13 protein-coding genes and 1 tRNA gene are annotated in these 13,967 nt (G+C 71.1%); 7 read left to right on the top strand and 7 right to left on the bottom strand.

Annotation, left to right across the window (positions count from 1 at the left end):
- Positions 1 to 176: 176 nt before the first annotated feature.
- The 4 genes from JK361_RS11565 to JK361_RS11550 all read left to right on the top strand — a co-directional run bounded on the left by JK361_RS11565 (position 177) and on the right by JK361_RS11550 (position 4,997).
- The gene (locus tag JK361_RS11565; RefSeq protein ID WP_201815643.1) at positions 177 to 1,169 is read left to right on the top strand and encodes a carbohydrate ABC transporter permease; all 993 of its coding nucleotides are present in this window, start codon (positions 177 to 179) and stop codon (positions 1,167 to 1,169) included.
- Between the two features lie 14 nt (positions 1,170 to 1,183).
- A complete protein-coding gene (locus JK361_RS11560; RefSeq protein WP_201815642.1) occupies positions 1,184 to 2,104 on the top strand; it encodes a carbohydrate ABC transporter permease in 921 nt (306 codons plus the stop codon).
- Positions 2,105 to 2,372: 268 nt separating this feature from the next.
- Entirely contained in the window at positions 2,373 to 3,815 is a 1,443-nt protein-coding gene (locus JK361_RS11555; protein ID WP_201815641.1) for a GH1 family beta-glucosidase, read from the top strand.
- Positions 3,816 to 3,941: 126 nt separating this feature from the next.
- Positions 3,942 to 4,997, top strand: coding sequence for a LacI family DNA-binding transcriptional regulator (locus JK361_RS11550; protein ID WP_201815640.1), 1,056 nt, complete (start codon positions 3,942 to 3,944; stop codon positions 4,995 to 4,997).
- A gap of 36 nt (positions 4,998 to 5,033) precedes the next feature.
- Here the strand turns inward: JK361_RS11550 and JK361_RS11545 are convergent, their stop codons facing one another.
- Complete coding sequence (locus JK361_RS11545) at positions 5,034 to 5,660, bottom strand: TetR/AcrR family transcriptional regulator (protein WP_236052734.1); 627 nt, start codon at positions 5,658 to 5,660, stop codon at positions 5,034 to 5,036.
- 117 nt (positions 5,661 to 5,777) lie between these two features.
- On the opposite strand from JK361_RS11545, the gene JK361_RS11540 reads away from it, so the two are divergent.
- Positions 5,778 to 7,235: a DHA2 family efflux MFS transporter permease subunit gene (locus JK361_RS11540; protein ID WP_201815639.1), complete on the top strand. Its 1,458-nt coding sequence runs from the start codon at positions 5,778 to 5,780 to the stop codon at positions 7,233 to 7,235.
- Positions 7,236 to 7,243: 8 nt separating this feature from the next.
- On the opposite strand, the gene JK361_RS11535 is transcribed toward JK361_RS11540, so the two are convergent.
- From JK361_RS11535 to JK361_RS11520, 4 genes are all read right to left on the bottom strand, one after another.
- A tRNA-His gene (locus tag JK361_RS11535) sits at positions 7,244 to 7,316 on the bottom strand.
- A 139-nt stretch (positions 7,317 to 7,455) separates the two neighbouring features.
- A complete protein-coding gene (gene orn, locus JK361_RS11530) occupies positions 7,456 to 8,058 on the bottom strand; it encodes an oligoribonuclease (protein WP_201815638.1) in 603 nt (200 codons plus the stop codon).
- A 126-nt stretch (positions 8,059 to 8,184) separates the two neighbouring features.
- A complete protein-coding gene (locus JK361_RS11525) occupies positions 8,185 to 9,405 on the bottom strand; it encodes a helix-turn-helix domain-containing protein (protein WP_201815637.1) in 1,221 nt (406 codons plus the stop codon).
- A 378-nt stretch (positions 9,406 to 9,783) separates the two neighbouring features.
- Entirely contained in the window at positions 9,784 to 10,053 is a 270-nt protein-coding gene (locus JK361_RS11520; protein WP_201815636.1) for a hypothetical protein, read from the bottom strand.
- Between the two features lie 314 nt (positions 10,054 to 10,367).
- Here JK361_RS11520 and JK361_RS11515 point away from each other — a divergent pair, with 314 nt between their 5' ends.
- Positions 10,368 to 10,895 (top strand): universal stress protein, encoded by a 528-nt coding sequence (locus JK361_RS11515; RefSeq protein WP_053710488.1) that lies wholly within the window; start codon positions 10,368 to 10,370, stop codon positions 10,893 to 10,895.
- Positions 10,896 to 11,042: 147 nt separating this feature from the next.
- On the top strand, positions 11,043 to 11,603 hold the full coding sequence (locus tag JK361_RS11510; RefSeq protein WP_201815635.1) for a GPR1/FUN34/YaaH family transporter: 561 nt from the start codon (positions 11,043 to 11,045) through the stop codon (positions 11,601 to 11,603).
- A gap of 180 nt (positions 11,604 to 11,783) precedes the next feature.
- On the opposite strand, the gene glmS is transcribed toward JK361_RS11510, so the two are convergent.
- Together glmS and JK361_RS11500 are read right to left on the bottom strand one after the other, a co-directional pair.
- The gene (gene glmS / locus JK361_RS11505) at positions 11,784 to 13,601 is read right to left on the bottom strand and encodes a glutamine--fructose-6-phosphate transaminase (isomerizing) (protein WP_201815634.1); all 1,818 of its coding nucleotides are present in this window, start codon (positions 13,599 to 13,601) and stop codon (positions 11,784 to 11,786) included.
- 45 nt (positions 13,602 to 13,646) lie between these two features.
- Positions 13,647 to 13,904 carry a hypothetical protein gene (locus JK361_RS11500; RefSeq protein WP_201815633.1) on the bottom strand — a complete coding sequence of 86 codons (258 nt, stop codon included), beginning with the start codon at positions 13,902 to 13,904 and terminating at the stop codon, positions 13,647 to 13,649.
- Between the last annotated feature and the right edge of the window lie 63 nt (positions 13,905 to 13,967).

The raw sequence follows: 13,967 nt of genomic DNA, 5'->3' as shown, positions 1-13,967 counted from the left end.
GACCGCCCGGCGGGGCCCGGCAGCCGACGGCCGGGCTCCGCCTCACACGCACGTCAGGCCGCGGCGCGGGCCGTCCGCCGCCGCACCGGCCCGCCCGGGGGAGCGGCGGACCGGTGCCGGTCCCCGGACGCGCCCCCGCCCCACCCGGCCGAAACCTCCAGGGAAGGACTCCCTTCGTGGCAACGACAACCCCCGCCCGGGGTGCCTGCACGCCGCCGCCCGGCGGCACCGGTGCCGCGCCGCACGGACGCGGCACATGGCGTACCCGGCTGTGGCGCTTCGACGACAAGGCGTCGCCGTACGCCTACATCGCCCCCTTCTTCCTGATCTTCGGTGCCTTCGGGCTCTACCCGCTCCTCTACACCGGCTGGATCGCCCTGCACCGGGTGGAGATGACGAGCCTCGACCAGTCCGAGTGGGTGGGCTGGGACAACTTCGCCAGGATCCTCCAGGACTCCGAGTTCTGGACGGCCGTCTTCAACACCTTCGTCATCGGTGTCATCTCCACCGTCCCGCAGCTCCTGGTGGCGCTGGGGCTGGCCCACCTGCTCAACTACAAGCTGCGGGCCAGCACCTTCTGGCGGACCGTCGTCCTCACCCCGTACGCCACGTCGGTGGCCACGGCCGCCCTGGTCTTCGCGCTGGTCTTCCGTGCCGACGGCGGCATCCTCAACTGGGTGCTGCACTTCTTCGGAGCCGGCGACACCGACTGGGGCAACGGGGAGTGGACCTCGAAGATCGCCATCTCGGTCATCGTGATCTGGCGCTGGACCGGCTACAACGCCCTCATCTACCTGGCGGCCATGCAGGCGGTCCCCACCGACCTGTACGAAGCCGCCTCCATCGACGGGGCGACGCGCTGGCAGCAGTTCCGCAAGGTGACCGTCCCCTCCCTGCGGCCGACGATCCTGTTCACCATCGTCATCTCGACCATCGGCTCGATGCAGCTGTTCGGCGAGCCGCTGCTGCTCCAGGGCGGCACCCTCGGCGCGATCGGCGGCAGCGAGCACCAGTACGAGACGCTCAGCATCTACCTCTTCAACTACGGCTGGAAGCTGGGCCACTTGGGTCCGGCGGCGGCCGTGGCGTGGGCCATGCTCGTCCTGCTGCTGCTCATCGCCCTGATCAACTGGATCGTCGGCCGGTTCGTGCGCAAGAGCGCGGCCTGACGGGAGCGACTTCGATGACCACTGCCAGTCCCCTCAAGACCGCGCCGGAACTCGGCCCGGCCCCGCTCCCCACCGCCCCCCGCAAGGGCCGTGCCCGCCTGCGGCTGGGAGCCGGCCAGCAGCTCAGGGGCGGTCCCTTCACCTACGCAGCCCTGATCGTCGTCGGGCTCGGTTCGGTCTTCCCGCTGTACTGGACGCTGGTGGCCGCCTCGCACGACCAGCAGCGGGTCCTGGACAGCCCGCCGCCGCTCGTGCCGGGCGGCAGACTGTGGGGCAACCTCCAGGCGGCCTGGGACCAGGCCCACCTGGGCAAGGCCATCGTCAACAGCGTCATCGTGGCGGGCTGCATCACCGCCGCCACCCTGTTCTTCTGCACCCTCGCCGGATACGCCTTCGCCAAGATGCGTTTCCGCGGCCGTGGCGTGCTGATGACCGCGGTCATCGCCACGCTGACGGTTCCGCCCCAGCTCAGTGTCGTCCCGCTGTTCATGATGATGTCGGACATCGGATGGGGCGGGAAGCTGGAGTCGGTGATCTTCCCGACCCTGGTCGGCGCCTTCGGTGTCTTCTTCATGCGCCAGTACCTGCTGGAGGCCCTGCCGTACGAGCTGATCGAGGCGGCCAAGGTGGACGGTGCGAGCAACATACGCATCGTGTGGAACATCGTCCTGCCCGTGGCCCGTCCCGCCATGATGGTCCTGGGCATGCTCACCTTCGTCCAGGCGTGGAACGACTTCTTCTGGCCGTTCCTCGCGCTGAACCAGGAGGACCCCACCATCCAGGTGGCGCTCGGCCAGCTCAGTGCCTCCTACACCCCCGACCAGAGCATCGTCATGGCCGGAGCGCTGATCAGCACACTGCCCCTGCTGCTGGTCTTCGTCGTCTTCGGCAAGCAGATCGTCGGAGGGATCATGGCGGGCGCGGTCAAGGGCTGAGCCGGTCCACCGCCGCCGGGCCGGCCACCCCGGTCCGGCCCGGTCCGCCCTGTGACCGGCGCCCCTCCTGTCGGCCCCCCTCTCGTACCCGGTCCGGGCCCGCCCGCCTTCCGGCCGCCCCGCAGCGGGCGTACCGGAGCGGGTGCCCACCGGGGTCGTACCGGACCGGGTGCCACCCGGTCCGTCCCCGCCGCGTCCGCACCGCGCCCCTCTCCGCGCCTGCTTGCGGACCGCGTCCGTTTCTCATCCCCCTGGGAGCGTTTTCACCATGACCGCCGTACGACCCGAGACCACGGCCCAGCCGCACACCGACACCTCCTTCCCGACCGGCTTCGTCTGGGGCGCGGCCACCGCCGCCTACCAGGTGGAGGGCGCCGCCGCCGAGGACGGCCGCACCCCCTCCATCTGGGACACCTTCAGCCGCACCCCGGGCAAGGTCCGCAACGGCGACACCGGCGACATCGCCGCCGACCACTACCACCGGTACCGCGACGACGTGGCGCTGATGAAGGACCTCGGCCTCAAGGCGTACCGGTTCTCCATCTCCTGGTCGCGGGTCCAGCCCACCGGCCGCGGACCCGGCGTCGAGCGCGGCCTGGACTTCTACCGCCGCCTCACCGACGAGCTGCTGGAGGCCGGCATCACGCCGGTCGCCACCCTCTACCACTGGGACCTGCCGCAGGAACTGGAGGACGCGGGCGGCTGGCCGCACCGCGACACCGCCCACCGCTTCGCCGACTACGCCGGCATCGCCGCCCGCGCCCTCGGCGACCGGGTCGGGATCTGGACCACCCTCAACGAACCCTGGTGCTCGGCGTTCCTCGGCTACGGTTCCGGCGTGCACGCGCCGGGACGCACCGACCCGGCCGCCACCCTGCGGGCCGCGCACCACCTCAACCTGGCCCACGGCCGGGCCGTAGGCGCGCTGCGCGCGGCCTTGCCGTCGTCCGGGCAGACCTCCGTCACCCTCAACCTGCACCAGGTGCGCCCGCTCACCGACAGCCCCGCCGACGCCGAGGCCGCGCGCCGCATCGACGCGGTCGGCAACCGGATCTTCACCGGGCCCCTCCTGGACGGCGCCTACCCCGAGGACCTGCTGGCCGACACCCGGCACCTGGTCGACTGGGGAGAGCTGGTGCGCGACGGGGACCTGGCGGAGATCTCCCGGCCCATCGACCTGCTCGGCGTCAACTACTACTCGCCGACCGTGGTCTCCCTGGCCGCCGACCAAGGAGCCGGCACCAGGAACGACGGCCACGGCGCGAGCGACCACTCCCCGTGGACCGGCTCCGAACACGTCGCCTTCCACCTCGCCAACGACGAGCTGACCGCGATGAACTGGGCCATCGACGCGACCGGGCTGCACACGCTGCTGACCGGACTGGCCGCCTCGCACCCGGGGCTTCCGCTGATGGTCACCGAGAACGGCGCCGCCTTCGACGACTACGCCTCCCCCGAGGGACGGGTCGACGACCCGCAGCGGATCGCCTATCTGCACGCCCACCTGGACGCGGTCCGCCGAGCCATCGCCGACGGGGCCGATGTGCGCGGCTACTTCCTGTGGTCGCTGCTGGACAACTTCGAGTGGTCCTACGGCTACTCGAAGCGCTTCGGCGCCGTCTACGTCGACTACCCCACCCAACTCCGCATCCCCAAGGCCAGCGCCCGGTGGTACAGCCGAGTGATCGGGAACAACGCCCTGCCCCGGTGACCGGCGCCGGGCGGCGGGCGCGGCCCAGGCCCGGGCCGAGCCCGGCCGCCGCCCACGGGATCCGGGGGGTCACCGGCCCGGCTGTTACATTCCTGGCCTGACGGCGGTGAGCGGAAGGCGGCGACCATGGCAGGCAACGGTGTGAGAGGCCGGGGCGGCCGGCGGCCCACCCTGGAGGAGGTCGCCGCCCGGGCCGGGGTCGGGCGGGGCACGGTCTCCCGGGTGATCAACGGCTCGCCCCGGGTCAGCGACGCCACCCGCGCCGCCGTCGAGGCGGCCGTCGCCGAGCTGGGCTACGTGCCCAACACCGCGGCCCGCGCCCTCGCGGCCAACCGCACCGACGCCATCGCCCTGGTCGTCCCCGAGCCGGAGACCCGGTTCTTCGCCGAGCCGTACTTCTCCGACATGCTGCGCGGGGTCGGCCAGGAACTCTCCGACACCGAGATGCAGTTGCTGCTGATCTTCGCCGGCAGCGACCGGAAACGGCAGCGCCTGGCCCAGTACCTCGCCGCCCACCGCGTCGACGGCGTCCTGCTGGTCTCGGTGCACGCCGACGACCCGCTGCCCGATCTCCTGGCCCAGCTGGAGATCCCGGCCGTGATCAGCGGCCCGCGCTCGGCGGCCGAGTCGCTCACCTCGGTGGACTCGGACAACTACGGCGGCGCCCGCTCGGCGGTGGAGCACCTGCTGGGCCGGGGCCGCCGCCGGATCGCGCACATCACCGGCCGGCTGGACGTCTACGGCGCCCAGCGCCGCGTCGACGGCTACCGCGACGCCCTGCGCGACGCCGGGCACCCGGTGGACGAACTCCTCATCGAGGCGGGTGACTTCACCGAGGAGGGCGGCCGCCGCGCGATGACGACGCTGCTCGACCGCCATCCGGACCTGGACGCGGTGTTCGCCGGTTCGGACGTGACGGCGGCCGGCGCCCGGCAGGTGCTGCGCGAGGCGGGCCGCCGCATCCCCGACGACGTCGCCCTCGTCGGGTACGACGACTCGGCCATCGCCCGCCACATGGACCCGCCGCTCACCAGCGTCCGCCAGCCCATCGAGGAGATGGGCCGCGCGATGATCGACCTCCTCCTCACGGAGATCGCCGACCGCCGCCCGGCCGCGTCACGGGGGCCGGAACGCCGTCAGGCGGTGCTGGCCACGGAGCTGGTGGTACGGGCCTCCTCCTGACGCCGGCCGCCGGGTTCCGGGTGCTTTCCGGCGGTCCTACGAAGCCCGTCCGCCGTCCGGGCGTACCGCCTCCCAGCCCTGCTCCAGCAGGTCGAACGCCGCGTTGACGGCGGCCTCCGGATCGGCGGCGGCACCGGCGAGGGCGCGGGACTCCAGGGCCAGATGGGCCAGGGCGGCGCAGACCGGGTCGTCGGCGGGGGCGCCGCTGTCGGCGGCGATGGCCTCGGCGAGGGCGCGTTCATGACGCATCCACATGCGCCGGTGGTAATCGACCAGCGCGGGCGTGCTGTTGACCAGCCGTTCGAAGGCCGCGATCTGCTCGCCGTACTCCGCCTTGACGGAGCGGGCGCCCAGCATGTGCGTGCGCAGCGCCTTCAGGAGCGGTGTGCCGGGTGCCCGGTCGCGCACCGCCGCGACCAGCGCCTGCTCCACGTCCGCGTCCATGTCGAAGAGGAGCGCTTCCTTGCTCGGGAAGTGCTTGAAGAGGGTCGTGGTGGAGACGTCCGCCGCCTCCGCGACGTCCCTGATGCTCACCTGGTCGAAGCCGTGCCGCAGGAACAGCTCCAGGGCCGCGTCCGCCAGTGACTGGCGGGTCGCGGCCTTCTTGCGTTCGCGGCGGCCCATGACCGGCCCCTGCTGCCCGGCACTCGTCGTCTCGGTCATGCAGGCAGACTACCCCTTCGGTTGTGCAGGGCAAAATGTTGACTCGTTGCACTTAGTGAGTCGGTGTGCTTTTCTGGGGGCGTTCCCACCCCACCCCTCCGGAAGGAGCGCTCCGTCATGCCTGTCGCAAACGTCCGCTGGACGTTGCTCGGCGTCATGCTCGCCATGCTGCTGGCGATGCTCGACAACAACATCGTGGGTACCGCGATGCCGACGATCGTCCGCGACCTGGGAGGACTCGAGCACATCTCCTGGGTCGTCACGGCGTACACGCTGGCCACCGCCATAGCGACCCCGATCTGGGGAAAGCTCGGAGATCTCTACGGCCGGAAGCTCGCCTTCCAGGCCTCGATCGCGGTGTTCCTGCTCGCCTCGCTCCTCGCCGGCGCGGCTCACTCGATGGTCCAGCTGATCGAGTTCCGGGCCCTCCAGGGCATCGGTGCGGGCGGCCTCGCCGCCGGGGGATTCGCCCTGGTCGGCACCCTCGTGCCGCCCCGCGAACGCGGCCGGTACCAGGGCATGACCGCCACCGTGATGGCCATCGGCGTGGTCGGCGGCCCCCTCGTCGGCGGCTTCGTCACCGGGCACCTCGGCTGGCGCTGGGCGTTCTACGTCAATCTGCCGCTGGGCCTGGCGGCCCTCGCCTGGGTGCAGTTGCTGCTGCGGCTGCCCGCGCCGGCCCGGACGTCCCGGCCGCGCATCGACTGGGCGGGCATCGCCGTGCTGACGGTCACGACCGGTTCGGCCGTGCTGGCGGCGACCTGGGCGGGGACGGCGTACGCCTGGACGTCCTGGCAGGTGCTGCTGCTGTGGGCACTGGCCGTTTTCGGCGCGGCCGGGTTCGTCCTGGTGGAACGGCGGGCCCCCGAACCCCTGCTGCCGCCCCGCGTCTTCAGCGGGCACCGCAACTTCCCGCTCGGCGTCGGCCTGCTGGCGGCGGTCGGCGTGGTGATGTTCGGCTCGGCGCTCTACCTGCCCCTCTTCCAGCAGACGGTGCAGGGCGCCACGGCCACCGACTCCGGTCTGCTCCTGCTGCCGATGATGCTCCCGGTGGTCCTCGCCTCCAACCTCGCGGGCAAGGTGATGTCCCGCACCGGCCGTTACAAGGTGTTCCCGGTGCTGGGCACCCTGCTGCTCACGGCGGGCGCACTGCTGCTCGCGACGATGGACACCGGCACCTCCCGGCTCACGGCCGGGTGCGCCATGGCGCTGCTCGGACTGGGGCTGGGCTTCACCATGCAGATGGCCACGACCATCGCCCAGAACAGTGTCGGGCCGGCCGACATGGGCGCGGCCTCGGCGGCGACGAACCTGTTCCGCACCCTGGGCGGTTCACTGGGCGTCGCGGTCTTCGGCTCGCTCTTCGCCCGGGCGGTGCCGGCCACGGCGGCGGGGGAGGCCTACCGGCACGCGGTGGCGACCGGCACGCGGCACGTCTTCCTCACGGTCGCCGGAGTGTGCGCGGTGGCGTTCGCACTGGCGCTGCTGGTGAAGGAGGTGCCGCTGCGGGGCGGGGCCGGTACGGAGAAAACGCATCAGCCGGTGACCCCGTCTCGCGACGGAGTCACCGGCTGATGACACAGGGTGAGTGACGGGACTCGAACCCGCGGCATCCTGGACCACAACCAGGTGCTCTACCAGCTGAGCTACACCCACCATGACCGGCGGTGGAACTTGTCGTTTCCCCGACCGGCCGAGAAGAAGTCTACAGGGTCCGAAGGGGTGCTCGCGCACAGGTTTTCGCGCGGGCCCGTTCACGGGCTCGCGTGGGGCCCGGCCGGGCCCCACGGGCGGGCTACTGCGCGGGCACGACGTGCTTGGCGGCGATCGTCTTCGCGGTGTCGGAGTCCGGGCCGGGCTGGGGCACGAAGACGGCCTCGCGGTAGTAGCGCAGCTCGGCGATCGACTCGCGGATGTCGGCGAGGGCCCGGTGGTTGCCGTTCTTCTCCGGGCTGTTGAAGTACGCCCGCGGGTACCAGCGGCGGGCCAGCTCCTTGATCGAGGACACGTCGACGATCCGGTAGTGGAGGTAGTCCTCCAGGGTCGGCATGTCCCGCAGCAGGAAGCCGCGGTCGGTGCCCACGGAGTTGCCGCACAGCGGTGCCTTGCCGGGCTCCTTCACGTGCTCCCTCACATAGGCCAGCACCTGCTCCTCGGCGTCCTGGAGGGTCGTGCCGTTCTCCAGCTCGGCGAGCAGCCCGGACGCGGTGTGCATCTGACGCACCACCTCCGGCATCGTCTCCAGCGCCCGGGCCGGCGGGCGGATGACGATGTCCACCCCCTCGCCCAGTACGTTCAGCTCGGAGTCGGTGACGAGGGCGGCCACCTCGATGAGCGCGTCGTCGGACAGCGAGAGGCCGGTCATCTCGCAGTCGATCCACACCATGCGATCGTTCATGTGTCTCACCTTACGGCGCGCCGCGCTGAGCTGGACCGACCGTGCGGCGACCTTGTCGGTTCGCGGGAACGGCGAAGGGGGCGGAGTCAAGGCTCCGCCCTCTTCGCTTCGTCGTTCCGCCGCCGCTCAGCTGCCGCTGCGCGGCCCCGGCAGCAGGCCCACCGCGCCGGCCGCGGCCCGGCGGCTCTGCATCGGCACCCCGCCGTCCCGGTGGTCGTGCAGCAGGGCGGGCGCCGGGGGCACCGGTCCGGGACCGGACAGGCCCGGGGGCATGCCCGGCTGCCCGTGCGCCGGCACCGCCGGCTCCGCCTCACCCGGCCTGTCGCCCTGCGGCCGGCGGGCCCGGTAGGCGGCCCGGTAGGCGGCGGGGGACGAGCCGAGCTGGCGGCGGAAGTGCCCGCGCAGCGCGACGGGGGAGCGGAATCCGCACCGGCCCGCCACCTCGTCCACGGAGTAGTCCGACGTCTCCAGCAGCCGCTGCGCCTGAAGCACCCGCTGCGTGATCAGCCATTGCAGCGGAGCGCTCCCGGTCAGCGAGCGGAACCGGCGGTCGAACGTACGGCGGCTCATATAGGCGCGTGCCGCCAGTGTCTCCACGTCGAACTGCTCGTGGAGGTGTTCCAGCGCCCAGGCGACGACCTCGGCCAGCGGGTCGGCGCCGATCTCTTCGGGTAAAGACCGATCGAGATAGCGCTCCTGGCCGCCCGACCGGCGCGGCGGGACCACCAGGCGCCGGGCGAGCGCGCCGGCCGCCTCGTTGCCGTGGTCCGTCCGCACGATGTGGAGACAGAGATCGATTCCGGCCGCCGTACCCGCCGACGTGAGCACGTCGCTGTCGTCGACGAACAGCTCCCGCGGATCGACGTGCACCGACGGATAGCGCTTGGCCAGTGTCGGTGCATACATCCAGTGGGTGGTCGCCGGGCGGCCGTCCAGCAGTCCGGCCGCCGCGAGCACGAACGCGCCCGTGCACAGCCCGACGATGCGGGCGCCTTCCTCATGTGCCCGGCGCAGCGCGTCGAGTGCTTCCTCCGGCGGCGGTGAGGTGATCGAACGCCAGGCCGGTACGACGACCGTCCCGGCGCGTGAGATCGCCTCCAGCCCATGCGGTGCGGTGAGTTCCAGGCCCCCTGTGGTCCGCAGCGGGCCTTCCTCGCCGGCACACACCAACAGGCGGTAGCGCGGCACGCCGGCGTCCTGGCGGTCGATCCCGAACACCGACAGCGGAATGGAACTCTCGAAGATGGGGCCGCCGCTGAACAGCAGCACCGCGACGATCTCCTTGCGGCGTCGCCCGGATAGTTTCCGGGCCGCGGCATCCGGTGCGGCAGTGGAGTCGTGGCTCATACTGCTAAGCCCCCCTCGGTGGTCGCGGCTCCTCGGTTGTGTCGCTCCTGCACGTTTCCCCTCGGTCCTGCACGAGTCCCCCGCCGTACGACAGTCAAGATCGAATTTACTGGCTCCCGCGATCCCGCGGTGACCAGTTCGACACGCCGGACATTGTCGACATGACAACTTGGCGTGAAGCATTCGATCACGAAGCGTTGCACTCGTGAGCCGTGCAGGGAAGTGCGCCTTGTCGCAGTGGCCAAACCACGTAGGGTGCGCAGCGGCCCCTGGACCCTTTCCGTGCAGGTGGAACGGGGGTTGAGGGGTGGTTCGGCCCCCTCCTGGGCGATATCCAGAAGTTGGCTGAAAACCAGCGCTCGAAGGTGCGAAAACAGGTCAGTCGACCGGTGTCTGCCCTCGAGTGTGACGTCCGCCTCTTTGCGTGGCGCAACGCTCGGCGCACCGCTCCGAGCGGCGCAGCAGCAGCCGGCACACCGCCGTGACGGCGGCGAGGCCCAGCGCGGTTCCCGTGGCCCCGGCCAGCGAGGTGCCGTACCAGACGAGGACCACGGGCACGAGCACGCAGCTGAAGGCGGCCCAGCGGATCACATCGCTCGCGGTGTCCGGTGCGGGGTGCGGGTCGCTGCTGGCTCGGCGTCCGGGCATCTCGTACTCCCTGGGGCGGTGGCTCACCCCGGTACAACGTCCGTTCGACCGGTCGGTCACCGGCCGTACATCTGTGAAGGCTGTGCAAACCGCCTGTACGGGGCAGCAACCATTGCGTTACGGGCGCGGCTCGTGCATGCTCCGGTGAACCCCTACGGACGTCGGGGGGCCGCTCACGGAGCGTGCGCGGTCTCTGGGCTCAGGAGGCGTGGCGCCGTACCCTTGGGGGTATGGGCTTGGGAAGATGTTTCCCGGACACAGCTCCGCCGCACACTGTCGTCCCATCCATAAAGGATCACAACGCCGAGACAGTCATGGCCGGTCACGAATTCTTCGAACCTGCGGACCGCAAGCGGCCGGTCGCCGATCCCACGGCGGCCGATCCCCTGGCGGCGGAAGAGTCACGCCCTTCCTGCGACCCCGCCTTCAGGCACGGAGTCGTCGTCGGCTTCGACGGCTCCACCTCCAGTGAGCGAGCCCTGGCCTACGCGATCGGCATGGCCCACCGCTCCCACTCCGGCCTGATCATCGTCCATGTCGCCAACCGGTTGCCCACCACCGTGTGGGCCGGCTGCGAGCCGCCCGTCTTCGTGGACGTGCCGGACCACCGCACCGAGGTCCTGGGGCTGGAGCTGGCCTGTGCGGACTACCTGGCCGAGGTGCCGTGGATCCTGGTCGAGCGGGGCGGGGACATCTGCCACGAACTCGAAGAGGTGGGACGTGAGTACGAGGCCGACGCGATCGTCGTCGGCTCCACGCACGGCATCGTCGGGCGGATCTTCGGCTCCGTGGCGGGGCGGCTCGCCAAGCGGGCGCAGCGGCCCGTGATCGTCATTCCCTGACGCGTTTCCCCGGGGGGCGCCGTTTTCCGACCCTCCGTCAACTCCCTTTGTGCAACGCGAAACTACTCGCGCGTAGAGGTGGTTTGTGCCCTTGTGAAGGGCATATACCGGTCACCGCGCAACTGCACAGCACGAAGGGAGCCCGCCGTGGACAACGAAGTCTCCGCGGGAAGCGGAAGCACTACCGTGGTCGGCCGACTCGCCCTGGGAATAACCCTGTTGGCGTTCGGGCTCGGCACGACCGGGGTCATCGACGGCGTGGCCGCGTCCGACGCGGTCTCAGTGGCCCACTATGTGGGCGGAGTCGCCCTGTTCCTCGTCGGCCTGCTGGCCTTCCGTGGCGGTGACGGCGTCTCCGGTACGGGCTTCGTGGCCCTCGGGGCCCTGTGGTTCACCTGGGCGGTCGCCGGTCACTCGTCCGCCAACGCGGCCGGTCTCTTCCTGCTGCTGTTCGCCCTCGTGGCCCTCACCCTGACCCTCGCGGGCGGGGACGGCCTCGGGCAGGTCGTGCACGGCCTGCTGTTCCTGGCGATGCTGATGCTGGCCGTCGCGGTCTTCGCCGACAGTTCCGCTCTCGCGAAGGCCGGCGGCTGGGTCGCCGTCGCCTCCGGGGCGGTGGCCTGGTACGCGGCGACGGCGGCGGTGGCGCACTGGCCGACGGTGCTTTCCCGGCGTGCCGCCGGCCGGGGGGTGACGGCCACCGGCTGAACCTCAGCGGCATGAGAAGGACCCCCACGTGTTTGGTGGCACACGTGGGGGTCCGTTCTGTTGTCGCGCCTGTGCGGGGGGCGTTGTGGTTGCTCGCGCCCATGCGGCGGAGCCGCACGCCGGGCACAGCCCCGCGCCCCTCACGGGGCTCGGGTCCCCGCGCCCCTCACGGGGTGCGTCCTACTCCACCGTCACCGACTTCGCGAGGTTTCGCGGCTTGTCGATGTCGCGGCCCAGGGCCTTCGCCGTGTGGTACGCGAGGAGCTGGAGCGGGATGCCCATCAGGATCGGGTCCAGCTCGTCCTCGTTCTTCGGGACGATGACCGTCTGGTCCGCCTTCTCCTGGTGCTGGTGGGCAACCGCCAGGATCTTGCCCGAGCGGGCCTTGATCTCCTCCAGGGCCGCGCGGTTCTTCTCCAGCAGGTCGTCGTCGGGGACGATGGCGACCGTCGGCAGGGCCGGCTCGATGAGGGCGAGCGGGCCGTGCTTCAGCTCGGAGGCGGGGTAGGCCTCGGCGTGGATGTAGGAGACCTCCTTGAGCTTCAGCGAGGCCTCACGGGCCACCGGGTAGCCCCGGACGCGGCCGATGAAGAGCATCGAGCGGGCTTCGGCGTAGGCCTCCGCCAGCTCCTTGATCTCCTCTTCCTGCTTGAGGATCTCGGTGATCTGCTCGGGCAGCTTGCGCAGGCCCTCGATGATCCGCTTGCCGTCGCGCACGGAGAGGTCGCGGGTGCGGCCCAGGTGCAGGGCGAGCAGGGCGAAGGCGACCGTGGTGTTGGTGAAGCACTTGGTGGAGACCACGCAGACCTCCGGGCCCGCGTGCACGTAGACGCCGCCGTCCGCCTCGCGGGCGATCGCGGAGCCGACCACGTTGACCACGCCGAGGACCCGGGCGCCCTTGCGCTTCAGCTCCTGCACGGCCGCGAGGACGTCGTACGTCTCACCGGACTGGGAGACCGCGATGTACAGGGTGTCGGGGTCGACCACCGCGTTGCGGTAGCGGAACTCGGAGGCCGGCTCGGCGTCGGCGGGGATGCGGGCCAGCTCCTCGATCATCTGGGCGCCGATCATGCCCGCGTGGTACGAGGTGCCGCAGCCGAGGATCTTCACGCGGCGGATCTGCCGGGCCTCGCGGGCGTCCAGGTTGAGGCCGCCGAGGTGCACGGTGGAGAACCGGTCGTCGATGCGGCCGCGCAGCACGCGGTCCACGGCGTCGGCCTGCTCGTGGATCTCCTTGTGCATGTAGGTGTCGTGGCCGCCCATGTCGTACGACGCCGCCTCCCACTCCACGGTGGTCGGCTCGGCCGAGGTGCGGGTGCCCTCGGTGGTGTACGTCCGGAAGTCGTCGGCCTTGAGGGTGGCCATCTCGCCGTCGTCCAGCGTGACTATCTGCCGGGTGTGGGCGACCAGGGCGGCGATGTCCGATGCGACGAACATCTCCTTCTCGCCGATGCCGAGGACGACGGGGGAGCCGTTGCGGGCCACCACGATGCGGTCGTTGAAGTCGGCGTGCATGACCGCGATGCCGTAGGTGCCCTCGACCAGCCGCAGGGTCTCGCGGACCTTGTCCTCCAGCTTCTCGGCCTGCGAGCGGGCGATCAGGTGGGTGAGGACCTCGGTGTCGGTCTCGGAGAGGAACTCGACGCCGTCCGCCTCCAGCTTGCGGCGCAGGTCCGCGGCGTTGTCGATGATGCCGTTGTGCACGACGGCGACCTTCTGGTCGGCCGACATGTGCGGGTGGGCGTTCACGTCGGAGGGAGCGCCGTGGGTGGCCCAGCGGGTGTGGGCGATGCCGGTGGTGCCCTTGAAGCGCGCCGGGACCTTGGCCTCCAGGTCGCGCACCCGGCCCTGGGCCTTCACCATCCGCAGGCCGGGCGTCTTCGGGGAGGTGACGACGATGCCCGCGGAGTCGTAGCCGCGGTACTCCAGCCGCTGGAGGCCCTCCAGGAGGAGAGGGGCGACGTCACGCTTCCCGATGTATCCGACGATTCCGCACATATATAGAGGTATCCCTTGGCTGTCGCTGGTCCGGTCCGGCTGGTCTCAGCCGTAGACCATGCGGCGCAGCTGCCTGAGCGTCAGCTCCGGCGGCGCCACCGCCCGGTATTTCAGGTCCGCCTCGATCCGTTCGAAGATCTCCGCGTTCACCAGGCCCTGGGCCTGGAGTTCGCGGTGGCGGCGACGGACGAACTCCTGGGTCGTCTCGTCGAAGAAGGCGAGCACGTCCTGGACCACCCGCAGCGCCTCGCCCCGGCTCAGGGCGGTGGAGCGCGTCAGATGATCAACGAGTTCGTCGTGCACCCGGTAGATCCTGGGGTACCGGCGCCGGTTTCGCAAGAATCGTGCCCGATTTCGGGCAGACCG

This window comes from Streptomyces musisoli (genome assembly GCF_016741855.1).
Taxonomy (GTDB): domain Bacteria; phylum Actinomycetota; class Actinomycetes; order Streptomycetales; family Streptomycetaceae; genus Streptomyces; species Streptomyces musisoli.
This window is presented reverse-complemented; position numbering and strand designations above follow the sequence as displayed.

What these genes read in the sequence shown, in the direction of transcription:
- JK361_RS11525 (WP_201815637.1), bottom strand. Translation starts at nt 9,405, where the DNA reads ATGAGCCACGACTCCACTGCCGCACCGGATGCCGCGGCCCGGAAACTA.
- JK361_RS11550 (WP_201815640.1), top strand. Translation starts at nt 3,942, where the DNA reads ATGGCAGGCAACGGTGTGAGAGGCCGGGGCGGCCGGCGGCCCACCCTG.
- orn (WP_201815638.1), bottom strand. Translation starts at nt 8,058, where the DNA reads ATGAACGATCGCATGGTGTGGATCGACTGCGAGATGACCGGCCTCTCG.
- JK361_RS11545 (WP_236052734.1), bottom strand. Translation starts at nt 5,660, where the DNA reads ATGACCGAGACGACGAGTGCCGGGCAGCAGGGGCCGGTCATGGGCCGC.
- glmS (WP_201815634.1), bottom strand. Translation starts at nt 13,601, where the DNA reads ATGTGCGGAATCGTCGGATACATCGGGAAGCGTGACGTCGCCCCTCTC.
- JK361_RS11555 (WP_201815641.1), top strand. Translation starts at nt 2,373, where the DNA reads ATGACCGCCGTACGACCCGAGACCACGGCCCAGCCGCACACCGACACC.
- JK361_RS11560 (WP_201815642.1), top strand. Translation starts at nt 1,184, where the DNA reads ATGACCACTGCCAGTCCCCTCAAGACCGCGCCGGAACTCGGCCCGGCC.
- JK361_RS11520 (WP_201815636.1), bottom strand. Translation starts at nt 10,053, where the DNA reads ATGCCCGGACGCCGAGCCAGCAGCGACCCGCACCCCGCACCGGACACC.
- JK361_RS11540 (WP_201815639.1), top strand. Translation starts at nt 5,778, where the DNA reads ATGCCTGTCGCAAACGTCCGCTGGACGTTGCTCGGCGTCATGCTCGCC.
- JK361_RS11515 (WP_053710488.1), top strand. Translation starts at nt 10,368, where the DNA reads ATGGCCGGTCACGAATTCTTCGAACCTGCGGACCGCAAGCGGCCGGTC.